Below are 26,561 nucleotides of genomic sequence, written 5' to 3'. Positions count from 1 at the left end.
GATCGGGTATCGAGCGGTAGCACCGAAGCATCAGCGATATAAGTATTGCCGGCACCACTCTCACTCACGTCGTGCATGACCAGCTGAGTCTGCGCTGGCAATTGCAGATCGGCGAAGCGCAACGGCGCGGCACTTCGTTGCAAATCAGAAATCAAATGCAACACGACTTTGGGCCGCGGCGATCCCAACCAGGAATCGGCCGTGCTCATCGCGTAGCCATAGTCGAGACGATCGATACCGGGCTTGAGCGTGCGTAGCGAAGCACGCAACGCACCCGCATTGCCCACCGGCATGCTCTCGTTCACCACAGCAATGCGACGACCAGCGCCGGCGAGCAGCATGACGCGATCCGACGAAGAGGCCTCCGACAACACTTGTTCAGCGGCTTCGATGGCTCGCTGCCAGCGTGCTCCCTGCTGCATCGACAGCGAACTGTCGAGCAGGATGGCATGCAGCTGAGCGTTGGCGTCCGGCTGCGGCACCATGCGAGCGGTCAGCAACGGCCCGGCGAACGCCAGCACTAACGCGAGCAACAGCAGGATGCGAGTCGCCAGCAACAACCAATAACGCAATGTTCGTTTGGCCGTGCGCTGAGTCTCGCTCGCTTCCAACAACATCAACGACGCGAACTGATGCTGTGTCGGATTCGCCCGCGCCACGCGATGCAGCCACAGCGGAATACCTATGGCGAGCAATCCAAGCAGGAATGCGGGCGCGAGGAACATGGTTTACGTCCGACCTTCCCGCAGCTGCAGATAGCGCCGCAAAGCATTGTCGAGCGGTTCGTCGGTCGTGATCAGCATTTGATGTGCGCCGACGTTGGCTGCCGCGCGCCGTAGCGATTGCAAGTGTGCGTCCAAGCGCTGCTGATATTCGCCGGCCAGATACTCGGGCGAGACATTGAGCGTGCGCTGAGTTTCGACATCCTCCAGTAATACAGACTCACGCCAGTTGGGCCGCATCTCCTGCGGATCCAGCAACTGAAACAACATGATGTCGTGACCGCGATAGGCCAGCGGCTGCACCGCGCGACTCATGGCTTCGGGATCGCAGTACAAATCCGAGATCACCGCGACCAGGCCGCGACGTGCCAGGTGCTCGCCGAATCGTTGGAAGCAGGCTTCGAGATTGGTGCCGTTGCCGGGTGTCACCGCGTCGATGGCGTGAATCATCGCAGTCAAGCTGCCGGGACGACTGGTCGCGGGGCGGAACGTTCGTACGGTCTCATCGAACACGATCAAGCCGACGGGATCGTGCTGCCGAGCTGCGAGGTACGCGAGCGCGGCGGCCAGAAACTTTCCATACTGCAGCTTGGCGATCGAACGCGAGCCGTAGCCCATGGACGCACTCGCATCCAGCAAGATCATCAAACGAGTATTGGTCTCGCCTTCGTAGCGCCGAATGTAAGTACGCTCGGTGCGAGCGAACACGTTCCAATCGACGAAGCGAGGATCGTCGCCTTCCACATAAGCACGATATTCCTTGAACTCCTGACTGAAACCATAGTGCGGCGAGCGATGCAGGCCGGTGAGAAAGCCTTCCACGGCAGTACGCGCGACCAATTCCAGATTCGCGAGACCCGCCAGCGTTTCGGGCGGCAGCAGGCGATTGGTGGCCGCGGCGTTCACCGGTCGATCACCTCGCGTAACACTTCATCGACACTCTTGCCGTCCGACTCGGCCTGATAGTTCGTCAGCACGCGATGTCTCAGCACCGGCAATGCGAGCGCACGCAGATCGTCTTCGGTCACGTGATATCGACCTTGCATCAGAGCGCGGGCCTTGGCGGCTAGTCCAAGGAATTGAGTGGCCCGCACGCTCGCGCCGTATCGAACATAGCGACGCACGGACTCGGGTGCGCTGGCCTCGCGAGGTCGAGTCGCCCGCACCATCTCGACCGCCTTGCGCCGAACCTCAGTGGAGATCGGCACCTGCCGAGTCAGCCATTGAAACTTCACGATCTCGTCGGCGTTGGTACACGCTCGCAGCTCCGGGCCAGTCATGCGCGAGGTGTTGCGATCGACCACTTCCATTTCATCTTCGGCGCTGAGGTAGTCGAGCAGTACGTTGAATAGGAACCTATCCAACTGCGCTTCGGGCAACGGATAGGTGCCTTCCAGCTCGATGGGATTCTGAGTCGCCAGCACGAAGAACGGTTCACCCAGCGAATGCGTCGTGCCACGCACGGTCACGGAGTGTTCCTGCATGGCTTCGAGCAGCGCGGCCTGTGTCTTGGGCGGCGTGCGATTCACTTCGTCGGCCAGCAACACGTTACAAAACAGCGGGCCGGGCACGAAGGTCCAGCGGCGGTGGCCGGTGGTGATGTCCTCTTCGATGATGTCGGTACCGGTCACGTCGGTGGGCATCAGGTCGGGCGTGAACTGAATGCGTTTGAACGACAGGCCCAACGCCTGGGCCAGCGTCTTCACCAGCAAGGTTTTGGCGGTACCCGGCATGCCAGTGATCAAACAATGGCCGCCGACCAACAAGGTCAACAACAAATAATCGACCACTTCTTCCTGGCCGACGATGACGCGCCGGACTTGATCGCGAATCGCACCGATCCGATCTCGGAACAGATTCACCAGCGCGGCGGTGTCTTGCTCGGACGCGACGTCGTTCATTAAGTACGCTCCTCGATCATTTTCAGCAGCAAGGCTTGCGCGGGTTTGTAGTGAGGCGCCGTGGCAAGCGCGTCCAGCAGATGGCGACGGCTACCGGCCTTATCACCCAACTCTCGCAAGGCACGCGCCACACCGTAGTGAGCAGGCGCTTGATCCAACGCATTCAGCGCGAGTAACGCTTGGAACTCACGCAGAGCATCTTCGGCACGGTTCGCTGTAAGCAGCCGCTCGCCGAGTTCCGAGTGCAACTCGAGATTAAGAGGATCGGCGTAGTTGAGAGATACCAGCACATCCATCGCTTCCTCGCCGCGGCCGGCTTCGTCGAGCCAGCGTGACAAGTCCTTGAGTGCGACGGGGTCCCAGCCGCCGGCGCGTCGATAATCCTCCAGTGCAACCAACGCGTCGGCACGTCGATTGAGTTTGTCCAACGCCTTGGCCAGCATCAGATGCGCGCTGTCGCCGCCGATATTCTCCGGAAACAAGGCGACTGCTCGGCGCGCCGGCTCAATCGCGTCGATCCAACGTTCCTTTTGAATGGCCTGACGCGCAGCCTGTTGCTGCTGTTGCCAGTCATCGAAATTGGCCAGCAGGTTGGCGAAACGTGCGCGCACAAACGTATCGAACTCTTTGTCGAAGGCCGCGGGCGCGATCTTGAACGTGGCTTCGACCGCTTCGGCCGTGGTGCGTTTGCCATCGAACTGGCGGAGTAGGGCGCCGAGTTGTTGGAAGCCCCAACGCTGTTCGATGAATAAACACACCAAGCCGGATTGCATGTACGAGACCTGCACCTGATTCGGATAGCTCGGCCGAATAAAGCCCGAGTCCAACTCGGCGATGGGCAGGAATTGTTTTTTGTCGAGCGCAGCGATGGCTTCCGGCGGCACCGCGACTCCCGGCGTCGGGCCAGTGCGCCATTCTTCGAATACCGAGATGCCTTCGCTCAACCAGCGTGGCACGTAATGATCGGTGGCTTCCAAGGTGAACACGTGCGCCATCTCGTGCCACAGCGTGCTTCCCCAATGAAAGTCGCCTGGCGGCCGGCCCGATGGACTGTCCATCGCAACCACATAGCCGAAGGTCACGCCAAGCAACCCGATGCCCGGCAGCGCCGCGACTCGCACACCGAAGTCGTCGTGGTCCGGGTACATCTCGACGGTTACCGGCTCGCGAAGTTTGAAGCCGTAACGTTGCGAGAAGCTTTCGATACTGCGACCGGTAAGGTTCAGCACGTACGGGCGCAGAACTTCGGATTCTTTCTTATGCAACCGCAGGCGGACTTGGAAAGTGTCCTGGCCGATGACCACCGGATCTTCACTGATCGAGAACTCGTCGATGCGGTCGAGCAGGCGCAGTGAGTTCACTGTCGTCGGGCTGTACGGGTCGCCGGAGTAGGCGATCTGCAAATGTTTGCGAGCATCGGCGACGTCACCTAGTCGCAGTAAGTTGGAGCCGAGCTCGGCGTGTGCGCCCCACAAGTCGGGTTGTACTTCGACGGCTCGACGCAGCAGCACGGTCGCTTCTTTGTAGCGACGACGCATGATTTCGAAGTGGGCGAGTTGTTGATAGACGGCGCCGTAACGTGGGTTGTAGTCGAGGATGCGCTTGACCCAAGGATCGGGGCTGCCGCCCCGGGACATCTCGAGCGAGGCGCGCAGCGCGTAGATTTCCAGCGGCGGCAGTTTTTCTTTGCCGATGAGTTTCATGGCCCGGTCGAGAGCTTTCTCAGCGTCGGCCAGTTGGCCTTCTTCCAAGTCCATTGACGCGGTGAGCAAGTGAGCTTCGATGAGGTCGCCGTCTTGTTTCAGAGCTTCTGCGACCAGCGGGCGTGCTTGGCCTTCGAAGCGCTCGGCGTACACGCCCGCCAGGCCGAGCTTGGCGTGCACGTCGTTGGGGAAGACTTTCAACGCTTCGCCGAATAACGCAGCGGCGTCGGAGTACTGATGCGTTTGTAGAAACAGACGAGCCCAACGCACGCGAGGCTGCACGGCGCGCTCGTTGTTTTGCACGCTGTCCCGGAAGATTTCGTTGGCGCGTTGGCTGTCGCCCAGCGCCCAGGCGGCTTCGGCTTCGACGATGGGAGTTTGCGAGCTGAGCAGCTTGGTGTAGCAGGCTTTGGCCTGCTCGGTACGACCCCGATATCGATGGTCATCGCAAGGCCTGAGCTCGATCGCGCGTCGAGGGTCGTAATCGATGGCCTGCGCCCCGGCGGCACCGACCATCAGCAATAAAATGAGCGCACTCGTCAGCTGCCAGGAAGCATTACGCCAAGCGCATCGTTTTTGAATCCGGCGATGGAAAAATAAATTCTCTGTGGCGGCGTTATGAGTCATGGCGTGCCCACTCCAGCCGATTTCTGGTCGATTTCCTTCTGTAGCAGCGCCAGGCGCACCAACACTTCTTCGAGCTGGTCGTAGTACTGATTCTCGGACAACGACGTCTTTTGTTCTTTGACTCGATTGAGGTCCAACTCGATGGCACCTCGTTGTGACAGCAGTGCCGCGACCTCCGGGTTATCAGGCACGAGCGCAGCGGTGCCGAGCCGGGCCAAGGTAAAGCGACCGGCATCATCGCCTTCTAAACGTGCATGCTCGGTCGCCATCGACGTTTCGGATTTGAACGCCGACTCGACCTGCCGGGTCGCGAAGGCGTAAGCCTCTGCCGCGGTGACGACTTGATCCTTGTTGGTGTCCGCCGCATCGGAGCCAACAGCCAGCGCCCAGTACTGCGCGAAGCGCGTAGCAGTTCGCTCACCACCATTCTTGGTGGCAGTAATCACAACTCGCCGCGGCTTCTGCCAACGCTCGATGGCCGCACCGCTGGCACTGGTCGCATTGATGATCAACTGATCCCGAGCCGGCAGCTCATCGAACAAGCGCGCGAATTCGGTGTCAGTCAGATCCGGCCCGGGCAAATTGAACCGATAGTTGTCGCCGTCGTAACTGCCATGCCCGATCAGCACTACAACGACTGAATCGTTCGGCGTCATGCGCGAGGCCAGTGTTTTGATTTCACGACGGACGGCAACAGCACGTGCGTCGTCACCCGTCAGTGAAACAACATTCTCTCGACTGCCAGCCGCTTTCTCGGCGGCGCTCGTGATGGTCGCTGCGTAGTCGCGAAATCGTTGTTCATACTCGGGCTCGCCACCCAGGCCCGCGACGACAAACGTGTAAGTGGCAGCCGACGCCGGCAGCGCGAGCATCGCAAGTGACTTAGTCAAAGCGATGCGCGCCAGGTTCACAGTCGCCCCCATCGCAATCTCAATAACCACTCGCCCAGCTTCAGCGCCAGCAACAGCAGAAACACGATGGGCAGATTCCACAAATCCAAGGTCTGGCGTTCGACGATGCCGGCCTTGGAATACGGAATGGCGCCGGCCAGGCCATCGAGCTCGCTCAGCGGCCAGTAACGACCGCCGGTGACCGTGGCGATCCGCTCCAGCAAATCGCGATGCTGATAGGTGGCGAAATGTTCAGCCACGCCATCGTTCCGTAACACATGGGTCACGGCAGAGCCGACCTCTTTGTTACCCGAGCGTGCATTCATCTCGATGCGATACAGGCCGGTGGAGGCAGCGTCGAGGGTCGCGCTGTAACGACCGTCGCCTTGCCCGGAGGGTTGCATGATCTGGCTGAACGCGGCGTCGCGCTCCGGCGCCACCTGGAGTTCGACCGTAGCATCGCTAATGGGTTCGAAGCGTTCGTCGCGCACTTCCGCTTCGACCTTCACGACGCGCTCGTCCTCGTACACCGTACGTTCTCCATTCACGGTGACCCGAGACGGTGCGGTCGACGATATGGCATGCATGAGCTGGCGCCAGAACGTTTCGTGACTACGATCCTCGGACGGCATGCGCATTTGCCAACGCAGAGTGCTGGCAGTGGCCAATACATAAGTCGCGCCGCGCCCATAGTGTTGCCACACCAGCAAAGGTGAACGCCCTTGCTCGCCATTGGCTTCCAACAACACGATGGCGCCCGGCTTCAAGCGGCCCAGCGACTGATAGTCGGCCAGCGGCGGTAAGTTCTTCCAGCGCTCCAGATTGCGTTTGGCGTCGACATCCAGTCGCGGGATGGGCGACTCCGCGCCGTAAATCGTCAGCTGCGCCTGGCCGGGACGCTGCACGAACTGCGCTGGTTGCCGACCGGTGAGTTGCACGGGCAACGTCTGTGCCAGAGCGGCGTTCTGCCAACCACCTGCGGATAATCCATAGCGACCGGCGAGCATCAGCACCGTGCCGCCCCGCTTATCGACGAACTCTTTTAGCAACCTGTGTTGTTCGGCTCGCAGCGCCGCCGCTTCGTAGCTGCCGATGATGACGGCCTCATAGCCGAACAACTCAGCGGCGTCGGACGGAAAGCCATCGACCAGCTCATCCGGCGAATTCACGCCCTGGCGATAATGTTTGTTGGTCGTGGTGCGCACGATGCTGGCCACACGCAGCGCCCGGTCATGATCGATCGCTCGGCGCAGGAATTTATATTCCCAGCGCGGCTCGCCTTCGACGTACAGTATGCTGCGTCGAGTGGCGGGAACATTCACTACGCGCGTGCGTGAGTTGTTGACGGTGTTGCGCTCGCCGTCCAGCGGATCGAGTACGAAGCGCAACTCGTGCGTGCCAGCCTGGCCAGCGGGTAGATCCAACGCGAGCTGTGTGCTGGCTGCCTCGGGCCGCAACTTCACGTCACGGGCAGCGACCAGGTTGTCACGATCGTAAACACGCAGCCGCGCTTGCTGGGCGCCGTTATGACGGATGGTGATTTGCGCATCGATGGTCGAACCGGCCGGAGCCGAAGATGCGACTTCGACCCGTTCCAATTCCAAATCGTCGAGCACTCGTTCCGGACCGATGCCCACGGTATGAACGGGCACGCCGTAGGAAGCGATCTGCGCCAATCGCTCTTCACTCAACGTGTCGCCGTTCTCGGCGCCGTCGCTGAACAAGATCACGCCAGCCAGCGGCGCGCTGCCGGCACTCTGCAAAACTTGCGTGAGCGCGTCACCGATGCGCGTTTGCCGGCCGGGCGGCGGCATCGCGTCCAACGAATCCAGTGGAGTGGTGGTTTGCGCGAATCCAAACAGACGGACCGCGAACGTTTTTTCCAGCCGTTGCAGGGTGTCGTTCTGCAAGGCGGCGGCAACGTCTTGTAAGCGCGACCGGCCTGAGTCGCCGTACGCCATGCTGGCCGAGGCATCGACGGCGATGGCGAGTTCGTTCTCACGATCGCGCACGCGCTCGACGTTCAGCACCGGCCGCCATAACAACACCAGCACCGCGGCCAGCAGCACTGTCTGTAGTAATCCGACCGGTAACAATAATGACCAGCCCAGCGCCCGCCGTCGCCACAGCGACCAAGCAATCAACGCCGCGCCAACCAGAATCGAAATAATGAGCAGCCCTATCGGCCACGCGCTCGCAAATGCGAACGAGCCGGTTCGATACGCCCATGAGGGATGAGTGAACAGCCGCTCGAACACTGGCCAGTAATAGAGGATGCGCGGCCTGGAACGCAAGCCTGAAACGGAACTGCAGCCGGGTTCATGCGTACTGGTTTGACGGATACGTGGCTGAACGGCCACAGCCATCAACAATTAGCGGCAACTCCCTATGTCTAGCGAATCCCTGCACGAGAGCGCCAAGGCGCTGCGACCCGAGACCATCGACCGGCATCGTGCCGTGTCCTCGTTGATGGAAGAGCTGGAGGCGGTCGACTGGTACGACCAGCGCATCGACGCCGCCACCGACCAGGAGCTGAAGCAAATCCTGGCGCACAACCGGGACGAGGAAAAAGAACACGCCGCCATGGTGCTCGAGTGGTTGCGCCGAAAGGACGCCAAGCTCGATGAACACCTGCGCACTTATCTGTTCACCGCCAAGCCCTTGCTGGAAATCGAGCATGAGGCCGAGCACGGCGGCGGCGAGGCCAAGCAAGGCGGCGACGGCTGCCTGAACATCGGCAGCCTACGCGGCGCTGAGCAAAATCCGGTTCGCGAAGTTGCCCAGCTCGGCAAGGTGGTCACCCCATGAACGAACTGTTACGCGAGCACGCACCGATTTCCTCGGAAGCCTGGAAGGAAATCGACGCCGAGGCCAAACGCACCCTGAAGACTTTGCTGGCGGCGCGCCGGCTGGTGGATTTCAAAGGCCCGCTGGGTTGGAGCTGCGCGTCCATCTCCACCGGCCGGACCCGCACGCTGTCGCCGTCGTTGCAGGAAGGCGTGGTGTCCAAGCTGCGCTTGTCGCTGCCATTGATCGAGATTCGGATTCCGTTCGAGGTGGACCGCGAGGAACTGGATGCCATCGGCCGCGGCGACACCAATCCCGATTTGGATTCAGTGCGTAACGCGGCGCGCGCCGCCGCGATTGCAGAAGATCGCGCCATCTTTCAAGGCTATGCGGCAGGTGGCATCGACGGCATCTTCCCCGCAGCTGCGGCCCAGGGGCTGACCATTCCTTCCGACTTCGGCGCATATCCCGACGTGGTCGCCGAAGCCACGCATCGACTGCGCAGCGAAGGTGTCAGCGGTCCGTACGGAATCGCGCTCGGCCCACGCTGTTACACCGGCCTCACTCGAAGCACTTTGCGCGACTATCCAGTCATCAATCATGTGCGCGAGCTGGTCGACGGTCCCATCGTCTGGGCACCGGCGGTCGATGGCGCAGTGGTGTTGAGTCTGCGCGGCGGCGATTTCGAGTTGATCGTCGGTCAGGATTTCTCGGTGGGCTATCTGGACCACACCAGCAGCTCGGTGCTGCTGTATTTGCAGCAGAGCTTCACCTTCCGAGTGTTGTCGCCAGAAGCCGCGGTACCGCTGACTTATGCGGCGGCGGATGTGGCTGCGCCTTGAGAGCACGCTGCCTGAATTGACGGATTATTAACAAACAATGACATAACCCCTTGACCGCACTGTATTTGCGCGCGCCCCACCGCGTCTGCCTACACGTGGGGCGCTGACCAGCACGCGAGAGCTGAACGCGCGGTTCCAAGCCACGGAATCCGCCACTGTTGCCCATCATCGACCCGTCGGCACAAGACTTGCTCTAGCTTGGGGGTGACATCCTCTCTCGCCCCCGTATTGCCGCTGCGACGGCCCGCAACCATGCGCCTGCCTTCCCTGAAGTTCTTGAAGACGTTTCAAGTCGCGGCCACGCGCTTGAGCTTCAAGGCGGCTGCGGAAGAACTGTGCATCACGCCGTCCGCCGTCAGCCACCAGATCAAAAGTCTGGAGGAACAACTTGGCGTCGCGCTGTTCGAGCGCGGCCCGAGCTCGCTCACCTTGACCGAGGCGGGCGACAGCTACTTACAACATATGGAAACGGTGTTCTCGCGACTCGAAGCGGTCACCGAGCAGTTACGAATTCGCTATGGCCGCGATGTGATTCGTTTACACATTCCGCCGTTCTTCGCGACTGAAATGTTGTTGCCACGGTTGCCGTCGTTCCTCGAAGTGCGACCGGACACTGACGTGCACATCAATACCGTGCAGGGCACCTTGCAATCGCATCCCGCCGAGGCCGATCTGTCCATCGTGGTGGATACCTCGCCGGAAGAGCTGCACGACCATGATTGTCACAAACTGTTTTCGCAAACCTTTGTGCCGGCCTGCTCGCCGACGTTGTTACAACGTCTGCCCATCGATTCGGTGCAGGACCTGAACAAGCACACTTTGATCATTCACGACGCACGCCGCGACAGCTGGCAACGCTGGGCGCAGGCGCTCGGCATCGACTTGCGACCCAAGAGCATCGTGCGTTTCGACTCTATGAATACCGCAGCGGAAGCGGCCGAGCACGGCGTCGGCGTGGCGCTCGTGTCGTCACGACTCGGTAACGAACGCTTCTCGCAAGGCACGCTGGTGAAGCTGTTCGATCGCGAACTGGAAACTGGTGAAAGTTATTTTCTGATCCTGCGCAAGGAAGATGCAGCGCGCCCCAACGTGAAAGCGCTGACGCAGTGGCTGATCGAGGAATTCAGCGTAGCCGCGTAACCCACGCCTAATTTCAACCCGGATTTCGCAAACAAACATGCCTCCGCTGCTGCGGAGGTGTGCGCGTGCGCGTTTGTTTCTTAATTAAGGGAATGTCTGCATGAGCAGGTTTGCTGCCAGCATCAATTCTTCTCGTTTGTCGGCGTGCGCGCTCGGCTCTAGATTGACAGCCATTCCAAAGAAATTTCCCAGGGGACGGTTAACAACTTTTGGGAGTCACGGTCATGAACACACTCAACACTCGCATCGCCAAGTCTTTCGCTATCGCCCTCGCCACGCTGGCGCTCGCTGCTCCGTTCGCAACTCAGGCGCACAACTCCGATGCCGCAATGGACTCGTGCATCAACGCCTTCGTTGCCGCCAGCCTGCCCAAGGAACAGCCGGTGACGGTGCGTAAGGAAGAAGCGGCTGCCAGCCCGATCAGCATCCACTCGCGCGCTTACAAGATCGTGGTCAGCGCGAAGGGCGTCGAAAGCGGCAAATATCTGGCTCGCGGCACCTGCATCGTCGATCGCAGCGGCCAGGTGATTGCACTAAACGGCAAGCCGCTGGCACAGAAGTTGGCGTCTCGCTGATTCTTCTTCCCGCTCCGGGAGGCGTGCGCGGCTGAAAGTCCCCCTGACAGCTCGCGCCTGCTACCAAGCTCCTCCCGGAGCGGTTTTCTCTGCTGCTTTCTTCGGCTGATTACGGTAACTCAAGCCCATCGCAGCGCACTCTTCGCGCACACTGGCCTCGCTGATAGATTGAGTCGAGGCCTCCATTCATGCACGCAACGGAACGCGTCACTGAACGTCGCAACGGTGTCGAACGCCGGCAGTACAACTTTGCTGCCTACTGGCGTGGCGCATTGAATCCGCGACGTCGTTCAGGTCGACGCATCACCGATCACACCTATGCCATCGTCGATTGGCATTCGCCTCGCGTGCTGGCGCTGGTGCTGCTGATTCTCGGTTTGTCGGCGCTCGACGGAGTGCTGACGCTGATGCTGATGTCGCAGGGTGCGAACGAAGTCAATCCCATCATGGCGCTGTTCGTGCCGCATAACCTGGCTTGGTTCGCGGCCGTCAAGCTCGGGCTCACCAGCGTTGGCGCGGCGGTGCTGGTGGCCTGCGCCCGGATGAAGTTGTTTCGATTGTTTCCGGGCGAGCTACTGCTGTACCTGGTGGTCGCGTGTTACGTGACGCTGGTCGGCTACGAGTTGCACTTGCTCGAGAATCCGCCGCTACTGCATTGATGGCTAGCGCGCGACGGCACGCGCCCGATAGCCGCCAACGTAAAGACGAAACGCGAAGTAAGTCCAAGCTGACAACGTGCCGCTCACCACGGCCGTAACGAAGTGCTCGGCATCCAACAACCGAGCCGCCACCACTACGCCGCCAAGCATGCACAAGGTCGCCTGACCCAGGCGCAGCTCCCAACGATCCACGTAATGCATGTACGCCGGCTCGTGATCGGCAATGCGCGTGCGGTGAGGATCGAAACCGAAGACACGCGACAGCACCATGTAGCTGCCGACGCCAACCAGACTCCATAGCGCCACGCGCCACAGATCCACAGGCTTACCCGACAGCGCGGCGAAGACCACCGCGGCCACCAGAAACAAGGCAAAAGCGATCAGGGCGTGCAGCTTGCGCGATTGCATGTGAGGTGACCGGTGGCGAAAAGGTGAGGCAGGTATAGCCCCATCACTTTGCCATTTCTGTGATGGAGGTCAAAGCGCCAACTCCATGAGCTGCACGGGGCCATTAGTCGTAGCCGCTGCTCCGTCGATTACCTACGAACACCACGCCCTGTCCCTACAGCTATCTCATCGCCGGCGCACGAGGCAGAATAGCGCCCCTGTGGCCTGTCGACCGGACGCGAACCAAGAATGAGATTCTTCCGGCGCTCGCTGATCGCACTGGGGGTGGCGGCGACCTTGCCCACCGTAGTGTTCGTGGCAGTCGGCGCCTTCTATTTTTTACGTGCCCAGCGCACTCACGTCGAGACCGAGACCCTCGGCCGCAGTGAGATCGCGACCATGCTGGTCGATGGCCGCTTGCGTCGCGACCTGGCGGCGCTGGGCGTGCTCACCAGCTCGGTGGATCTGGCCAAAGGCAATCTGCCTGAATTCTATTCCCGCTTACAGCGAGTCATGGGCGCCAACCCGGCGTGGCGCACGATCGTGCTGGTCGATGCCCAAGAGAATCAGCTGGTGTTCGATCTGCGCCGTCCGTTGGGAGAACCGAGCGAGCTGAGCGCGGCACATGCGCAAGCGTTACAAGAGATTCGCGAACACGCGGCGCCGATGGCCGGTTCGGTCACTGCGGCTCCTGAAGCGCTGGCTTGGGTCTACGCGCCGGTCATTAGTAGCGGCGAACTGCGTTACATGCTGGGCGCCGGCGTGTCGCCGCAAGTGTTTCAAGAATTACTGACGGCTGTCGCCGAGCCGGGGACCACGGCGGCCGTGGTTGATCGCCAGGGAACATTCGTGGCGCGCACGCTGAGTTTCGAAACTCGAGTCGGCACACCCGCCACTCAGTTCGTGCGCGACGCCATTCGCGATGCCGATCGAGGCTTCTATCGCGGCACGACTTACGAGGGTTTGAAGAACTTTACGGCGTTCCACACTTCGCCGTGGTCGCAATGGTCAGCGCATCTGGCCGTGGCATCGACCATGGTCGACGTGCCGACTACGTGGTCCTTCGTTGCCGCGGCACTGGCAGGCTTGGGTGCGTTATTACTGGGCGGCACGTTGATTCTGCTCGTGCTCAGAGACATGGCGGAACGACGCCGCGCCGAAGAAACATTACGACAGTCGCAAAAGATGGAAGCGGTGGGCCAATTGACCGGCGGCATCGCGCACGATTTCAACAATCTGTTGACGGCAGTCATCGGCAATCTGGACATGATTCGCACGCGCGTTCAGGACAACGAGCGCTTGCGCCGCATGGCCGACAATGCACTCGAAGCTTCGCGTCGGGGTGCAAAGCTCGCTTCGCAGTTGTTGGCGTTCTCGCGCAGCCAACGCATGGCTGTCGGACCAGTGGATCTGCTACAGCTGTTCAACGGCATCAACGGCCTGCTCGCGCAGTCGGTCGGGCCGTCTATCGACGTACGCATGGAACTGGATCCCGATGCTCGCTTGGTGATGAGCGATGCGAATCAGCTCGAGCTGGCGCTGCTCAATCTGGCAGTGAACGCTCGCGATGCCATGCCGGCCGGCGGCAAACTCATCATCAGTGCGCGTCGTGCGAACGTCGTGGATCGGCACCTGCCGAAGGGCGACTACGTGCAACTGTGCGTGACCGACACCGGCGTCGGCATGACTGACGATGTGAAAGTACGCGCCATCGAACCGTTCTTTACGACCAAGCCGGTCGGGCAGGGCACGGGCTTGGGGTTGTCGCAGGTCTATGCCGTGGCTCGCGAATCGGGCGGCTCGTTCGAGATCGAGAGCGAACTCAGTCAAGGCACCACCGTGCGCTTGGTGTTGCCGCTGGCGGCGGCAGATGCGGTGGCTCCGGTCGCTACACCGCCGGCAACGTTATCCGCAGACGTCGAACCCAGCACCGCCGCGGCAACCAGCATCCTGGTCGTGGATGACGACGAACTGGTGCGTCGTTTCATGTGCGATTCGCTACTCTCGCTCGGCTACCAAGTGCGCGATACGCAAGACGGCGCCGACGCGCTGATCCTGCTCGACGTGCAACGCTTCGACCTGTTGTTGGTCGACTTCGCCATGCCAGCCATGAACGGTGCGGAGGTAGCCAAAGCGGCGCAGATGAAGCAACCTGGGCTGCCGGTGCTGATCGTTTCCGGTTACGCCGACAGCGCCGCGGTGGAAGCGGCGCTCGGCACGGCCAAACAATTGCGCAAGCCGTTCAACATGGCCGAGCTGGGTAAAGCCGTGGCGGACATTCTCAAAACTCGCGAGCAGTGACTATGCCTTATTCGACTCAAGAATCCGCCGATGCAGTGGTGCTTTCGCCGGACCGGGCGCCAGTGGCCGCCGTCATCTGGCTGCACGGACTCGGTGCCGACGGCTTCGACTTCGTGCCCATCGTCAATGAGCTGCGCTTGCCCGCGTCGTTGCCGGTGCGATTCATTTTCCCGCATGCGACACCACGGCCGGTGACGATCAACAATGGCTTCGTCATGCGTGCGTGGTACGACATCAAAGGCTTCGGTCCCGATCGTGCCGAGGACGATGTCGGCATCCGCGAATCCGAAGGCGTGGTGAAGCAGCTCATCGAGCAGCAGATCGCCCAAGACATCGCCGCCGACAAAATCGTGATTGCCGGTTTTTCCCAAGGCGGCGCTATCGCCCTGCAGACCGGCGTGCGTTACCCGCAGCGTTTGGCCGGCATCATGGCGCTGTCTACCTATCTGCCATTGCGAGCCTCGGTGGCTCAGGAAGCCTCAGCGGCGAATCGCGATGTGCCCATCCTGATGTGTCACGGCACGCACGATCCCATCGTGATTCCGCAGATGGGCGAAACGTCGCGCGATACGTTGCAAGCCCAAGGCTACCGCATCGAATGGCGCAGCTATACCATGGAACATTCGGTGTGCCAGCAAGAGATCGGCGACATTTCCCAATGGCTGCAGACGCGGCTGGCCTGAACCGGAACAATCTCCCCGGCTCTGGCGTACCGCTTCGGAGCGCTTCGACTCACAACAAAGGCGATGAACATGTACGTCAGCATCGGTCCCCTGGTGGCGCTGGTCGCCGGCATCCTGATTCTGGTAGTGCCCCGGCTGTTGAATTACATCGTCGCCGTTTATTTGATCATCATCGGGCTGCTGGGGTTGTTCGGCTCGCGCCTGTAGTTCCGACCGCGTTCTGGCTCACTTTGCGGTAGAGTTCCGGTTCGCCGCCGGAACTCGCGGTAGCCAGAACCAACAGTGACCAAGCTCGCCGCCGCCTATCACCGCCTGCATCGTAATTCGCGGGGTTCCTTGTGGATGCTGGGATCCGCCGCGGCGTTCACGGTGATGACCCTGCTGATCAAGTTTCTGGGCGAGGACTATTCGGCGGCGTTGCAAACGTTCTATCGCAACGCTGCCGGTCTGCTGGTGATGCTGCCGCTGATTGCACGCAATCCGCGCCAAGCCTTTCGTACTAATCGGCCCGGGTTGCTGTTGTTTCGAGCCACGGCCGGCACCATCGGCATGATCCTGGGGTTCTACGCGTATCAGAAGATGCCGCTCGCCGACGCGAACGCGTTGTCGTTCACTCGGACGCTGTGGCTGGTGCCGCTGGCCGCCTTCGTGTTGAAGGAGCAGATCGGGCCGCGCCGCATCTCGGCGACCTTCATCGGTTTCCTCGGCGCCTTGTTGATGTTGCAGCCTTCGGCCGCGGCCGGCATCGGCTTGCCGGCGACAGCCGCTCTGGTTGGCGCGCTACTGATCGCGCTCACCGTGACCGGCATGAAGTTCATGACCCGCGATCACAGCACCATGACCTTGATGTCGTGGTCGGCGGTGTTGGGCTTCTTGTTGTCCATCCCCGGCGCGGTGCTGGCCTGGCGCACGCCCGACTTACCAGATCTGGCTCTGCTGGGCACCATGGGCGTGCTCGGGCTGATCACCCAAGCTTGCTACGTCAAAGGCATGTCGGAAGGGGATGCGGCGGTGATGGCGCCGATCGATTACACCCGCTTGGTGTTCGCCGTCATCCTGGGCTACGTGTTGTTTGCCGAAGTGCCGAACAGCATGACCATGCTCGGCGCCAGCATCATCATCGGCTCAACCATCTACATCACCTGGCGCGAAGCGCAGCTGGGTAAACCCGAGCCCGCGCAACGCGCCGACTGATCCGAGCATCATCAGGTGCTCGACTGAACCTTGACGCCGCGGCTGGCCACGCGAATGTGATCATCGGCCGCATATGCCGCCTTCACCGCTGCATGACCGACGCTTTCGACGGCACGAGCCAGCGTGTCCTGATAACAAGCGTCGAACTGGCGCTTCATGCGCAGGTTGCGCAGATCGGAGTAGTCGCCGCACACCTTGCTCGAAGCGCGCTGCAGACGGCTATACAAAGCTTGCACATCCGCATCCTTCGACAAGTCCAGATCCTGGTATTGGATGGTGGTCTTGGCCGGACCGGCGATTGCAGTCACTTCAGCGGCATGGGCCGAGACACCGAACGAAAGGGCAACGGCACAGGCGGCAAGCGCGACACGGAAGGTCTTGTGGCTGGACATGATCGAGTCTCCTACTAGCTTCGTTGTAACTACCGTTCTGGCGCGCTTGCCTTTGAGACGCGAAGGTTTCAAAAAGGGTTGCAAGCCCGGCCAGATTTTTATCGACGCAAGATGTCGACTCGGAGTGGATCGGGCGAAGTGCAGATTTATTCCTTCCACTCATCGCGCCGATGCATCGCTTCGACGTACCGCAATTGCTGCTACCACGGCGATTGAGCACTGCTTGCGACGATGCGTGCCGGCGCCGCGACGAAACGTTGGCTTGCGATGCGCCACTTGCTTACAGTGGCGCATGGACCTGCAACAACTGAAACAAAACAGAAACCTGCTGTTCTGGTCCCTGCACATGCTCGGCTGGAGCGGTTACGGCATTTCGCAGTACTTGGGCGCGATGCTGTACGGCAAGCCGGTGGCCTATGTGCAGTACATTGCGTTCGCTGCCACCGCCGGCTGCATTCTCAGCATGCCGCTGCGCTATATCTGTCGCTGGCTATGGAAACAACCGCCGGCCGCCATGATCGCCGGCGGCATTGCGACCGCCTGGGTCATGGCTTGCTTACTCCGCGTCGTGCTGAACTGGTACTACCATTGTTATGTGGAGCCGGAGTGGCCCATGAAGCACTGGTTCGAGTACCTGGCCGGCGCCATGAGCTCTACCTATTTGTTGATGTGCTGGATGGCCCTGTACTTCGGCGTGCGCTACTACGAGTCCTTACAAACTCAACGCATCGCCACGCTGCAGGCCGCGTCGCTGGCCCAGGAAGCGCAGCTGAAGATGCTGCGTTATCAGCTCAATCCGCACTTCCTGTTCAACACCCTCAACGCCATCTCTACCCTGATTCTGGACAATCGCAACAGTACGGCCAACAACGCCGTCACCGGCTTGTCCGAATTCTTGCGCTACACGCTGGATCAGGATCCGATGAAGAAAGTGACGGTGGCGCAGGAGCTGGATGCACTGAATCTATATCTGAACATCGAAAAGATGCGCTTCGGCGAACGTTTGCAACTCAACTTCGCCATCGAAGCCGCGGCCAGCAGCATGCTGATGCCCAGCCTGTTGTTACAACCGTTGATCGAGAACGCCATCAAGTACGCCGTATCACCGCGCGAGACCGGCGGGAAAATCCGCATCGGCGCCCATGTCACTGGCGGTATGCTGCAATTGGAAGTGGCCGATGACGGCCCGGGCATGATCGATGCGACCCGTTTGGCCAATGGTCGCGGCGTGGGCATTCGTAATACTCGCGAACGCCTGCAAGTGCTGTACGGAGAACGCGGCATCGTTGCAGTCAACAACACCGACCCCGGTTTGCGGGTGTCGCTGACCTTCCCGGCCGAGCGTGCCATCACGCCGGCCTGACATTCGAGCCGACCCGATGAGCTGCTATGACCCAAGCCATTCGGACCATCATCGTCGACGATGAAGAGCTGGCCCGGCGCGGCATCGAGCTGCGCCTGGCGCCACACCCCGACGTCGTCATCGTTCAACAATGCGCCAACGGTCGCGAAGCGCTCGAGGCCATTGCGCAGGAAAAGCCGGACCTGATGTTTCTGGATATCCAGATGCCGGGCTTGTCGGGCTTCGAGGTGTTGGCCCGGCTGCCGCAGGAATCCATGCCGTTAGTGATTTTCGTCACTGCTTACGATCGGTATGCGCTGGATGCCTTCGAAGCACAGGCCATCGATTACTTGCTCAAGCCGATCAACGACGTGCGCTTTGTGCAGGCGTTGGATCGTGTGCGTGGTTACTGGCAACAAAGGAATGCGCTTCATCAGCAAGAGCAATTGATGAAACTGCTTGCCACCACGCAAGGCACTGGCTCGGTGGATGAGCAAACGCTGCGTGAACTTCTGCACACCGACCGCGGGCCGCACTACCCGCAGATCCTGCCGATTCGCGACGACGCCGGCACGGTGCGAGTCGATGTGAACAAGATCGATTGGATCGATGCCGCCGGCGACTACATGTGCGTACACGCCGACGGCCGCACTTATGTTCTAAGAGAGACCATGAAGTCGCTGGAGGCGGTGCTCGACCCGAAGCTGTTTCAACGCGTACACCGCTCGACCATCGTCAACGTGTCCCGCGTACGCCGGCTGCGGCCGCACACCAACGGCGAATATTTTCTGACCTTGGAAGACGGCCAAGAGATCAAGCTCAGCCGTTCTTACCGGGACCGCGTCGATCAGCTGATCGGGCGGGGTGGGCTCAATAAGACTTAGCCCACACCACTCGTTGCGCGCTCGGCTTGCCAGTGAACGGACAGGTGCCGGGCTCGCTCTTCTCTAGCGGGATGCAGCGGACCGTCACGCCCAAGTCGGCCTTGATCTTTTCTTCGACGGCGCCGTCGCCACTGAAGTGAGTCAACGCGAAACCGCCGTGAATCGGCGTCGGCGCATTCTCGGCGACCTTGGGTGCCGTGAAGTATTGATAGAACTCTTCCTTGTTATCGATGCTCTTGGTGAACTGCTGTTGATAGGCCAGAGCGCGCGTATACAAGCCGTCCTGAATCGACTGCAGCGTCTCGCTGATCGCCGCAACGAACTCGGTACGCGGAATGCTCTGCTTGTCCTTGGGCGCGCGATCGCGACGACCGACGAACAACGCATCTTTCTCCAGATCGCGCGGGCCGACTTCGATCCGCACCGGCACGCCTTTCTTGATCCAATTCCAAACTTTGTCGCCGCCGCGTTCGTCACGCTCATCGACCACGACCGCCACGGGACGATCGGCGAAGCGCTGCGTGCGCAACTCGGCCGCAACCGAGCGGCAGTACTCGATGACTCGTGCGCGATCTTCGTCAGTGCGATAGATGGGCAGGATCACGACCTGCACCGACGCCAGCTTGGGCGGCAGCACCAGACCGTCGTCGTCCGAGTGAGTCATCAGCAAGGCACCGATGAGGCGGGTGGACATGCCCCAGCTGGTGGTCCAGGCGTGCTGGTGCTGGCCGTTCTGATCCAGGAACTCGATATTGCTGGCCTTGGCGAAGTTCTGGCCCAGGAAGTGGCTGGTACCGGACTGCAGCGCCTTGCGATCCTGCATCATGGCTTCGATACAAAAGGTCTGCACGGCACCGGGGAAGCGCTCGCTGGCGGTCTTTTCACCCCGAATCACCGGCACGGCCATCCATTGCTCGGCGAAGGTGGCATACACCTCCAGCATGCGCATGGTTTCTTCCACCGCTTCCTGCTCGGTGGCATGGGCGGTGTGGCCTTCCTGCCAAAGGAACTCGGCGGTGCGCAGGAACATGCGGGTGCGCATCTCCCAGCGCACCACGTTGGCCCACTGGTTGATCAGCAGCGGCAGGTCGCGATAGCTCTGCACCCAGCGCGAAAACGCATCGCCAATGATGGTCTCCGAGGTGGGCCGCACGATCAGCGGCTCCTCCAGCTCGCCCGCGGGGCGCAGCTTGCCGTCCGGGCCGGCTTCCAGCCGGTGGTGGGTGACCACCGCGCATTCCTTGGCGAAGCCGTCCACGTGCGCGGCCTCCTTCTGCATGAAGGACAGCGGGATGAACAGCGGGAAGTAGGCGTTCTGATGGCCGGTGGCCTTGAACATGTCGTCCAGGACCCGCTGCATGTTCTCCCACAGCGCATAGCCCCACGGCTTGATCACCATGCAACCGCGGACGGCGGAGTTCTCGGCGAGGTCGGCGCCGCGAATAACCTGCTGATACCACTCAGCATAGTTCTCCTCACGGGTGGGCGTGATGGCGGTTTTGGCGGCCTTGTTGCCCGCCTTGCCAGGGTCGGCGGCGGTCTTGGGGGTGCTGCTCATGGGAACGGGCTGATCCGAACGAACTTAAAGGAAGGGAGCCGGCCGGTGCCGACGAGGTGCGCGATTACAGCAGATTTTGTGCGCCGGACGAAATCCTGTGGCGTTGGCCGGCGCCGCTGACCATAATCCTGAGTTGGGATATTGGTGAAGCCGGAATATAGACACGGGCGCCATCACGGAGCCCGCCGCCTTGAAGTCATTGCGCTCACCCGCCCATGTCCGCTTGCTGGAGCTGCTCGTCGCAGCGCGCACCAAAGCTGGCTTGACGCAGCAGCAGCTGGCCGACCGTCTCGGCAAGCCGCAAAGTTTTATTTCCAAATACGAAGGCGGCGAACGCCGCATCGATGTCATCGAGTTCATCACTATTGCGGAAGCGCTAGAGATGGATGCGAGCCGCGCGATTCGTGACATTCGCACCAAACATCGCGGCTAGTCGACGATTAGCGCGCAGCGTCGACGACCGGCGCGTATTTGCGGAAATGGACGCTGCGCTCTTGCAGGTTCTGCGCAATCGCATGGCGCTGCGCTGAATCATCACCAGCCGCGCGTAATGCCTCATCGGCCGCCCGATTCAATGCTGCAACTGCTTCGCGGTTGCGCGGGTGTAATTCATAAGCTTTGGAATAACTGCTGAGCGCCGCGTCTATCGCATCTGCAAAACCGTCGCGCTGATAAAAGGTCCAGGCTTCGTCGCCTTCCTGCATGGCTGCGCGGAAATCCTGCTGAACCTGCGCAGGCAGCTCGGCAAAAGGAATGGCCGGGCTGGTCTCCACATAGTTTTGATACCAGAGATAGCCCGCGGTCAGCGCCAACACCGCGCTCGCCGCCAGCGTTGCCTGCTGTAGCCGTGTGACTCCACGGAAGGCTTTGAGAAATTCACCCGCGTTCTGCGGCCGATTCTTGCGCTCGAAAGACAAACAGCTTTCGATGGCGCGCGCCTGTTTGCGCTTGATGCCTTTCAGCGGAGCCGGCTTGATGCCGAGCTTGCGTGCGTTAGGCGCGCTGTGTCGCTGATACGGATGAAAGCCTGTAACCAGTTCGTACGCGATGATGCCGAGCGCGTACATGTCGTCGACCGGATGCGGATCCACGCCCGCGACCATTTCATCCGTGGCATACGCTTCGGTGTACGCGCCGAGCGAGCCCGCATCGAACTCATCCTTCTTTTCCTCGGCCGCAGAGTTGGGGACGGCGCGAGCGATACCGAAATCCAGAATCTTGGCGGTGCCGTCTTCGGCAATGAATACGTTGCCCGGTTTCAGATCGGAATGAACGATGCCTTTGCGGTGGGCATACGCCAGACCCTCCGCAATCCCACGCACGATGGGCATCGCCAGCTCGGGACGATTGCCCTTGCCGCGGCCTTCGCGAACGATGCTATCGAGCGAGCGGCCTTTGAGCAGCTCCATGGTCATGTAGACCGTGTCGCCGTCGCGATCGAAGTCGAACACGGTGACGACGTTCGGATGCGCCAAGGTCTGCGCTTTGCGCGCCTCGCGCTGTAGAGCCATGAACGATTGCGGGTGTCGCGCGAAATCCGAGTTCAATACTTTGAGCGCGACATGAGGATTCGGATCGCGAGCTTCGAGCTTACGACGATCCACGGCGCCGAACACGAGGCCCATGCCGCCTTTGCCCAGCAAGCGCTCGAGAATGAAGCGCTGTTTGATGACCGTGCCCGGCTCAAGCGGCCCCTGGGGCAGCGGCGGATTATCGCGCTCGGATGATTTCAACGTTGGCGCGTAAGCCGCGCTGGAATCTTGAACCGGCGACCCGACGTTGAGCGTGCGAGCAGCGGTGTCTTCGACCGGCTCGGGCGCCGGGCGGACCAGCGTGCGTAGCTCAGTGCCGGAATGTTTTAGAGTGGCCTCGAACTCGGCCGCACGTAGCTTGGTCTGTTCTTCTTCCGTGGGCTTCATGACTAGCAGGCTCGCACTGACAGCATGGAATACGTCAGCCGCTTCCTATGCCTGTCAGGTGGCTTCGACAATGACGACCGTCACATTGTCGCGTGCGCCCGCTTGTAAAGTCGCATCGATCAGCTTTTTGGCCGCGGACTTCACGTCTTCAGCCCCGAGCGCGGCGGCGATCTGCGTGTCGTGCAGCTCACGCGTCAGGCCGTCGGAACACAGCAAATATCGATCGCCCAGTCGCACCCGATCCCGCCGCAGGTCGAGAGTCAACGTGCCCTCGCCACCGACGGCACGCGTAATGGCGTGATCGGCCTCTTCATCGGGATGTTGTAAGTTCAGTTCGGCGGCCCAGGTGTGATCGGTGGTGAGCTGGGTCAAGTGACCCTGCCGGAAGCGATACACCCGACTGTCGCCGGCCCACAGCACGGCACAGGCCGTCCGCCGCACTACCAAGATGGCCACGGTGCTGCCGCTGACGATGGGATTGATGGGCCGCACCGACGCTTCATACAAGCGACGATTCACATCGCTCATGCGCTGGCGCAATACCCCGATGGCTTCCTCGAGCGAACCCTCGGCACTCAGCTTTTGCAGCCCTTCGCACACCATGCGGCTGGCGACATCGCCGTCTCGATAGCCGCCCATGCCGTCGGCCACCGACCACACGCCGACGTCGTTGAACTCGACGAAGGCATCTTGATTGCTGGCTCGCAGGCGCCCGACATCGGTGCTGCCCGCGGAAACGTAAACGGGTTGGATATCTTCTTCGACCAGGGTTTCATCCATGAACGTCACTGCCCTATCGGGCGGCCGGATTTTTTCAGCCGCTCCAGGTGTTCTTCATAAGCGCGCCCGAAGGCGTCGCCAAACAAAGTCCGAAAGCCTACCTCAGCATCCTTGCTCAGCTCACCGTACTTATCGCGATACAAATCCCAATAACGCAACTTGGCCGGCACCCCGAGGATGGAGCCCTTCATCTGCCGGTCGAATTCTTCCTGCATCCGTTGCGGATCGAACTGCGACAGCATGGACTCGAACGCCAGCCGCATCGCCGCCAGAAACGCCGATTGATGCTCGCGCACGTCCCGGAACGCGTCTTCGAAAGCGTCGATGGGCTGCAGGTAAGCGGGATTGTGTTTCACCAGCAGGTTATGAAAGGCGTCATCGACGTTAGCGGAAAACTTCAGCGGATTATTGTCGGCGGCTTTGAACGACGTACCGCGCATACGCAAATCATCTTTCATACGCTCGCGCGTGCGCAATGCTTCCATCACGCCGCCCAGCGAAATGCGTAGCAGCTCACCCAACACGCGCGCTGTTTCTTCATTCGGCTCCAGACCTTCGATGCCGGCGGCATCCAACAACGCTTGCAGCTGCACATTGGTGCCGGTCGGCGCTAAATTTTGTTCCGAGCGCGCACGCGGCGCCGGTGTCTGGGAAGCTGCCTTGGGGCCGGCATTCGACACCGCGCTGGGCACGACTTTCGCGGCCGGCGGCGGTGGAATTCGAGCCGAGGGACGCGGCGGCGGCTGCAAAGCCACGGTTGCTGACTTGCCGGCATCAGCACGCGGCGGCTGCAAAGCAACCGTCGCCGACTTGCCGGCGTCGGCACGGGACGCTGGCGTTGGCACAGCCACAGTTGATTTCACTACTTCGGGACGAGCGCGCGACGCTGCGACGGACTGAGCGGAGTGCTTCGGCTCAGCCATTTCAGTCACACCGAACCACTCGGTACGACGTTCGTCACCGCTTTCTTCGTCGTCCTCTTCTTCCTCGTCCTCATCGTCGTCCAGCATGCCCTTGGGCATCTGCACCACGGTGCCATTGCGATCGTGCGGACGCTCCACGGCCATATTCTCGGTGCGATCTTCGGCGGCGACCACCGGCGCTGGCGTGCGCTTCGGCGGTGGCACCAGCTTCGGCCCGCCATTTTTCAGGACGGCGAACGGATCGCGCACGTCCTCGGTCACATCGTTTTGTATGGAAACGTTGATCTGATAGGCGTCGATGTAAAGTAGATCGCCATCGCGCAGCAGCTGCGGCTGCCCGCGGCTCAGGCGATTCTCGGGCGAATTGATGAACACACCATTGGTGCTGGTGTCTTCGACGAAGAACTTGCCGTTGACATAGCGAACCAAGGCATGCCGGCCCGACACATACGGGTCCTGAAATACCCAGTCGTTATCGGGCAAGCGGCCGATGGTGCCGCCGATGGCCTTGAAGACCTTGCGCGCGCCGGCGCCCATCTCCTGGGCCTGCGGACCGGTCACTTCCAGAGTGAGAATCATGCGAAGCCACTGCCAGTCGATGGATAGCCAGTCGATGAATACTATTATCGTCGGAGCGTGCGGGGCACGGCCTGTGCCGGTTTCACCGGTCCTGAATTACACCAGCCAAGCTAGCATCGCAGTATCGGCCAGAGGTCTGCAAGAATGATGAACAAAAGCGTACGGATTCCCGACGAAACAATCGCTTCGGCACGCGTAGCCGCCCCGAAACATAGCGCCGCGCGCCGGCTGTTCGGGATACTTGTGAGTATCGCGTGGCTGTGGGTGGCGCCCGCAGCGGCCGCGGAGCCGCAAGTCACCGAGGGATTTATCAACGCTGCGACACCCGAAGTGTGGCGGATCTTCACCACGGCCGAAGGTTACAAACAGACCGGCGTGGCGCAGGCCGAGGTGGACTTCAAGATCGGCGGCACCATCCGCACTCACTACGACCCCAAAGGCCGGCTCGGCGACGCCAAGACCATCGTCAATGAAATCCTGGCCTACGAGCCGGAACGGATGCTGGCGATCCGTATCAAGCAGGCGCCGGCGGACTTTCCCTACCCGGACGCCATCGCCGGCACTTGGACCGTGGTGTATCTGACCCCAGCCGGGGACAACATGACCCAGGTGCGCTTCGTCGGCCTGGGCTATGACGACCGGCCGCAATCCCAAGCCATGCGCAAGTTTTTCAGCGAGGGCAACCGCTGGACCTTGGAACACATCGCCAAGAGCTACTGGCCCAAATGCGCCAAGTGCGTGGCCGAAGAGGCGGCCGCCTCGAAATAAAGCGGCCATCCCTAACTAAAGTGGGTGGTGAGTCTCGGTCCCGTTTGAATTTGCGGACTTCGGCGACATTTTCTCCTACCTGATTTTGTTAACCTGCGGCCGCTTATGGCAATTGGGCGACGCGGATGGATCGCAAGTACATCGAGAACGAGCACGTCGTGGATCGCTACCTGTCCGGCGATCTAACGGTCCGCGAAGCACGCGATTTCGAAAAATTCTGTCTGGACAATCCGGCCTTCCTGCAAGGCCTGCCGATTCCGGTGCGCTTGAAAACGCGCCTGTCCCGGCGGCCCACCGATGCCAGCGAGACCGGCATGTTCGACGCCATTCCGTCGAGCACCACCCGTGCCGCGATGGCAGCTGTCGACGACGACGACTTCGATCCGGACGAAGCGCGCGAAGAAATGCGCCGGAGCAGCTCCGGTGGCGGCGCGAGTCGTGTAGTCGTCATCGCGCTGATTCTGGCCGTCGTCGCCGCCGGCGCAGCGGCTGTTATTTTCGGACTGCAGGCCAACGCACTCTCGGCACAACTGAGCGGCGCGAAACGTGAGCTCACGGCCACGCAGATGGCAGCACCCGGCAGCGTGCAGCGTTACAAATTGCAGATGGTGAAGACCAAGCCCGAGCAGCCGACGTTCGCGCTGGGTTGGCTGACGCCGCCGCAGCTGCTCGACATCAGCGTCGATGCGACCGACGGCAAGATCACACAGTTTCAAATCACCATCGACAAAACCGACGGTGTGCGAGTGATGCAGATCAAACGCATCATGCGCGACTCCAACAAGGAAGTGCGCTTCACCCTCAATTCCTCGGCATTCGGCCCCGGCGACTTTCTGGTGAAAGTCGAAGGCTACAACTGGCGCGGCCAGACCGAGGTGGTCGGCTGGATGATGCTCGGCCTGAAGTAATCAGCCGCCGCGCAACGTTGTGATCGGTGGATGATTGACCACCGAGCGCGTCGCCAACGTACCGCTGACACCAACCAGCGTCGCACCTGCCAACAAG

Annotated in this window: 26 protein-coding genes; 14 read left to right on the top strand and 12 right to left on the bottom strand. The window is 61.0% G+C overall.

Annotation, left to right across the window (positions count from 1 at the left end; translation table 11 throughout):
- From JNL55_RS00535 to JNL55_RS00510, 6 genes are all read right to left on the bottom strand, one after another.
- Positions 1–725, bottom strand: a 725-nt coding sequence (locus tag JNL55_RS00535) for a vWA domain-containing protein (RefSeq protein WP_293848194.1), incomplete at its 3' end; no start/stop codon positions are given.
- Between the two features lie 3 nt (positions 726–728).
- On the bottom strand, positions 729–1,628 hold the full coding sequence (locus JNL55_RS00530) for a DUF58 domain-containing protein (RefSeq protein WP_293848192.1): 900 nt from the start codon (positions 1,626–1,628) through the stop codon (positions 729–731).
- A complete protein-coding gene (locus tag JNL55_RS00525; protein ID WP_293848190.1) occupies positions 1,625–2,623 on the bottom strand; it encodes an AAA family ATPase in 999 nt (332 codons plus the stop codon). The genes JNL55_RS00530 and JNL55_RS00525 overlap by 4 nt, the downstream gene beginning before the upstream one ends.
- A complete protein-coding gene (locus tag JNL55_RS00520; protein ID WP_293848188.1) occupies positions 2,623–4,953 on the bottom strand; it encodes a tetratricopeptide repeat protein in 2,331 nt (776 codons plus the stop codon). The genes JNL55_RS00525 and JNL55_RS00520 overlap by 1 nt, the downstream gene beginning before the upstream one ends.
- Positions 4,950–5,876, bottom strand: a complete 927-nt coding sequence (locus JNL55_RS00515; protein WP_293848186.1) for a hypothetical protein — start codon at positions 5,874–5,876, stop codon at positions 4,950–4,952. The genes JNL55_RS00520 and JNL55_RS00515 overlap by 4 nt, the downstream gene beginning before the upstream one ends.
- Positions 5,861–8,137 (bottom strand): hypothetical protein, encoded by a 2,277-nt coding sequence (locus JNL55_RS00510; RefSeq protein ID WP_293848185.1) that lies wholly within the window; start codon positions 8,135–8,137, stop codon positions 5,861–5,863. The genes JNL55_RS00515 and JNL55_RS00510 overlap by 16 nt, the downstream gene beginning before the upstream one ends.
- Before the next feature lie 94 nt (positions 8,138–8,231).
- Here JNL55_RS00510 and JNL55_RS00505 point away from each other — a divergent pair, with 94 nt between their 5' ends.
- The 5 genes from JNL55_RS00505 to JNL55_RS00485 all read left to right on the top strand — a co-directional run bounded on the left by JNL55_RS00505 (position 8,232) and on the right by JNL55_RS00485 (position 11,846).
- The gene (locus tag JNL55_RS00505; RefSeq protein ID WP_293848184.1) at positions 8,232–8,651 is read left to right on the top strand and encodes a ferritin-like domain-containing protein; all 420 of its coding nucleotides are present in this window, start codon (positions 8,232–8,234) and stop codon (positions 8,649–8,651) included.
- Positions 8,648–9,472: a family 1 encapsulin nanocompartment shell protein gene (locus JNL55_RS00500; RefSeq protein WP_293848183.1), complete on the top strand. Its 825-nt coding sequence runs from the start codon at positions 8,648–8,650 to the stop codon at positions 9,470–9,472. The genes JNL55_RS00505 and JNL55_RS00500 overlap by 4 nt, the downstream gene beginning before the upstream one ends.
- A 252-nt stretch (positions 9,473–9,724) precedes the next feature.
- Positions 9,725–10,612: a LysR substrate-binding domain-containing protein gene (locus JNL55_RS00495; protein WP_293848182.1), complete on the top strand. Its 888-nt coding sequence runs from the start codon at positions 9,725–9,727 to the stop codon at positions 10,610–10,612.
- A 224-nt stretch (positions 10,613–10,836) separates the two neighbouring features.
- Positions 10,837–11,187: a hypothetical protein gene (locus JNL55_RS00490; protein ID WP_293848181.1), complete on the top strand. Its 351-nt coding sequence runs from the start codon at positions 10,837–10,839 to the stop codon at positions 11,185–11,187.
- 188 nt (positions 11,188–11,375) lie between these two features.
- A complete protein-coding gene (locus JNL55_RS00485; RefSeq protein WP_293848180.1) occupies positions 11,376–11,846 on the top strand; it encodes a DUF5658 family protein in 471 nt (156 codons plus the stop codon).
- A 3-nt stretch (positions 11,847–11,849) separates the two neighbouring features.
- On the opposite strand, the gene JNL55_RS00480 is transcribed toward JNL55_RS00485, so the two are convergent.
- Positions 11,850–12,254, bottom strand: a complete 405-nt coding sequence (locus tag JNL55_RS00480; RefSeq protein ID WP_293848179.1) for a hypothetical protein — start codon at positions 12,252–12,254, stop codon at positions 11,850–11,852.
- 228 nt (positions 12,255–12,482) lie between these two features.
- Between JNL55_RS00480 and JNL55_RS00475 the strand changes: the two genes are divergently transcribed.
- The 4 genes from JNL55_RS00475 (at position 12,483) to JNL55_RS00460 (ending at position 16,411) form a co-directional block, all read left to right on the top strand.
- Positions 12,483–14,534 (top strand): response regulator, encoded by a 2,052-nt coding sequence (locus tag JNL55_RS00475; RefSeq protein ID WP_293848178.1) that lies wholly within the window; start codon positions 12,483–12,485, stop codon positions 14,532–14,534.
- Positions 14,535–14,536: 2 nt separating this feature from the next.
- On the top strand, positions 14,537–15,217 hold the full coding sequence (locus JNL55_RS00470; RefSeq protein ID WP_293848176.1) for an alpha/beta hydrolase: 681 nt from the start codon (positions 14,537–14,539) through the stop codon (positions 15,215–15,217).
- 63 nt (positions 15,218–15,280) lie between these two features.
- The gene (locus tag JNL55_RS00465; protein WP_415922974.1) at positions 15,281–15,424 is read left to right on the top strand and encodes a DUF3096 domain-containing protein; all 144 of its coding nucleotides are present in this window, start codon (positions 15,281–15,283) and stop codon (positions 15,422–15,424) included.
- A 75-nt stretch (positions 15,425–15,499) separates the two neighbouring features.
- Positions 15,500–16,411, top strand: coding sequence for a DMT family transporter (locus JNL55_RS00460; RefSeq protein WP_293848172.1), 912 nt, complete (start codon positions 15,500–15,502; stop codon positions 16,409–16,411).
- 11 nt (positions 16,412–16,422) lie between these two features.
- Here JNL55_RS00460 and JNL55_RS00455 read toward each other — a convergent pair whose 3' ends face one another.
- Positions 16,423–16,803: a UrcA family protein gene (locus JNL55_RS00455; RefSeq protein ID WP_293848170.1), complete on the bottom strand. Its 381-nt coding sequence runs from the start codon at positions 16,801–16,803 to the stop codon at positions 16,423–16,425.
- A 292-nt stretch (positions 16,804–17,095) separates the two neighbouring features.
- On the opposite strand from JNL55_RS00455, the gene JNL55_RS00450 reads away from it, so the two are divergent.
- Together JNL55_RS00450 and JNL55_RS00445 are read left to right on the top strand one after the other, a co-directional pair.
- A complete protein-coding gene (locus JNL55_RS00450; RefSeq protein WP_293848168.1) occupies positions 17,096–18,166 on the top strand; it encodes a sensor histidine kinase in 1,071 nt (356 codons plus the stop codon).
- Positions 18,167–18,192: 26 nt separating this feature from the next.
- Positions 18,193–19,029, top strand: a complete 837-nt coding sequence (locus JNL55_RS00445; protein ID WP_293848166.1) for a LytR/AlgR family response regulator transcription factor — start codon at positions 18,193–18,195, stop codon at positions 19,027–19,029.
- Here the strand turns inward: JNL55_RS00445 and proS are convergent.
- Positions 19,016–20,587 (bottom strand): proline--tRNA ligase, encoded by a 1,572-nt coding sequence (gene proS, locus JNL55_RS00440; RefSeq protein WP_293848164.1) that lies wholly within the window; start codon positions 20,585–20,587, stop codon positions 19,016–19,018. The two genes, JNL55_RS00445 and proS, sit on opposite strands and share 14 nt — an antisense overlap.
- Positions 20,588–20,777: 190 nt before the next feature.
- On the opposite strand from proS, the gene JNL55_RS00435 reads away from it, so the two are divergent.
- Positions 20,778–21,020 (top strand): helix-turn-helix domain-containing protein, encoded by a 243-nt coding sequence (locus JNL55_RS00435; protein ID WP_293848162.1) that lies wholly within the window; start codon positions 20,778–20,780, stop codon positions 21,018–21,020.
- A 7-nt stretch (positions 21,021–21,027) separates the two neighbouring features.
- On the opposite strand, the gene JNL55_RS00430 is transcribed toward JNL55_RS00435, so the two are convergent.
- Genes JNL55_RS00430 through tagH form a run of 3 tightly spaced genes read right to left on the bottom strand, consistent with a single transcriptional unit; the run spans position 21,028 to position 24,788 of the window.
- Positions 21,028–22,506: a serine/threonine-protein kinase gene (locus JNL55_RS00430; protein ID WP_293848160.1), complete on the bottom strand. Its 1,479-nt coding sequence runs from the start codon at positions 22,504–22,506 to the stop codon at positions 21,028–21,030.
- A 54-nt stretch (positions 22,507–22,560) separates the two neighbouring features.
- On the bottom strand, positions 22,561–23,286 hold the full coding sequence (locus JNL55_RS00425; protein ID WP_293848159.1) for a PP2C family protein-serine/threonine phosphatase: 726 nt from the start codon (positions 23,284–23,286) through the stop codon (positions 22,561–22,563).
- 5 nt (positions 23,287–23,291) lie between these two features.
- The gene (gene tagH, locus JNL55_RS00420) at positions 23,292–24,788 is read right to left on the bottom strand and encodes a type VI secretion system-associated FHA domain protein TagH (protein ID WP_293848157.1); all 1,497 of its coding nucleotides are present in this window, start codon (positions 24,786–24,788) and stop codon (positions 23,292–23,294) included.
- A gap of 243 nt (positions 24,789–25,031) precedes the next feature.
- On the opposite strand from tagH, the gene JNL55_RS00415 reads away from it, so the two are divergent.
- Positions 25,032–25,556 (top strand): SRPBCC family protein, encoded by a 525-nt coding sequence (locus JNL55_RS00415; protein ID WP_293848155.1) that lies wholly within the window; start codon positions 25,032–25,034, stop codon positions 25,554–25,556.
- A gap of 125 nt (positions 25,557–25,681) precedes the next feature.
- On the top strand, positions 25,682–26,464 hold the full coding sequence (locus JNL55_RS00410) for a hypothetical protein (RefSeq protein WP_293848154.1): 783 nt from the start codon (positions 25,682–25,684) through the stop codon (positions 26,462–26,464).
- Positions 26,465–26,561 lie beyond the last annotated feature (97 nt).

The sequence above is a fragment of the Steroidobacter sp. genome (genome assembly GCF_016790065.1).
Lineage (GTDB): Bacteria > Pseudomonadota > Gammaproteobacteria > Steroidobacterales > Steroidobacteraceae > Steroidobacter.
Note: the sequence above shows the minus strand (reverse complement) of the source record. Positions and strands in the feature narration are given on the sequence as shown.

Coding starts and splice junctions, on each gene's coding strand:
- JNL55_RS00500 (WP_293848183.1), top strand. CDS start 8,648: ATGAACGAACTGTTACGCGAGCACGCACCGATTTCCTCGGAAGCCTGG.
- JNL55_RS00495 (WP_293848182.1), top strand. CDS start 9,725: ATGCGCCTGCCTTCCCTGAAGTTCTTGAAGACGTTTCAAGTCGCGGCC.
- JNL55_RS00505 (WP_293848184.1), top strand. CDS start 8,232: ATGTCTAGCGAATCCCTGCACGAGAGCGCCAAGGCGCTGCGACCCGAG.
- JNL55_RS00410 (WP_293848154.1), top strand. CDS start 25,682: ATGGATCGCAAGTACATCGAGAACGAGCACGTCGTGGATCGCTACCTG.
- JNL55_RS00515 (WP_293848186.1), bottom strand. CDS start 5,876: ATGGGGGCGACTGTGAACCTGGCGCGCATCGCTTTGACTAAGTCACTT.
- JNL55_RS00480 (WP_293848179.1), bottom strand. CDS start 12,254: ATGCAATCGCGCAAGCTGCACGCCCTGATCGCTTTTGCCTTGTTTCTG.
- JNL55_RS00425 (WP_293848159.1), bottom strand. CDS start 23,286: ATGGATGAAACCCTGGTCGAAGAAGATATCCAACCCGTTTACGTTTCC.
- JNL55_RS00445 (WP_293848166.1), top strand. CDS start 18,193: ATGACCCAAGCCATTCGGACCATCATCGTCGACGATGAAGAGCTGGCC.
- proS (WP_293848164.1), bottom strand. CDS start 20,587: ATGAGCAGCACCCCCAAGACCGCCGCCGACCCTGGCAAGGCGGGCAAC.
- JNL55_RS00450 (WP_293848168.1), top strand. CDS start 17,096: ATGGACCTGCAACAACTGAAACAAAACAGAAACCTGCTGTTCTGGTCC.
- JNL55_RS00455 (WP_293848170.1), bottom strand. CDS start 16,803: ATGTCCAGCCACAAGACCTTCCGTGTCGCGCTTGCCGCCTGTGCCGTT.
- tagH (WP_293848157.1), bottom strand. CDS start 24,788: ATGATTCTCACTCTGGAAGTGACCGGTCCGCAGGCCCAGGAGATGGGC.
- JNL55_RS00525 (WP_293848190.1), bottom strand. CDS start 2,623: ATGAACGACGTCGCGTCCGAGCAAGACACCGCCGCGCTGGTGAATCTG.
- JNL55_RS00485 (WP_293848180.1), top strand. CDS start 11,376: ATGCACGCAACGGAACGCGTCACTGAACGTCGCAACGGTGTCGAACGC.
- JNL55_RS00490 (WP_293848181.1), top strand. CDS start 10,837: ATGAACACACTCAACACTCGCATCGCCAAGTCTTTCGCTATCGCCCTC.
- JNL55_RS00470 (WP_293848176.1), top strand. CDS start 14,537: ATGCCTTATTCGACTCAAGAATCCGCCGATGCAGTGGTGCTTTCGCCG.
- JNL55_RS00520 (WP_293848188.1), bottom strand. CDS start 4,953: ATGACTCATAACGCCGCCACAGAGAATTTATTTTTCCATCGCCGGATT.
- JNL55_RS00430 (WP_293848160.1), bottom strand. CDS start 22,506: ATGAAGCCCACGGAAGAAGAACAGACCAAGCTACGTGCGGCCGAGTTC.
- JNL55_RS00475 (WP_293848178.1), top strand. CDS start 12,483: ATGAGATTCTTCCGGCGCTCGCTGATCGCACTGGGGGTGGCGGCGACC.
- JNL55_RS00465 (WP_415922974.1), top strand. CDS start 15,281: ATGAACATGTACGTCAGCATCGGTCCCCTGGTGGCGCTGGTCGCCGGC.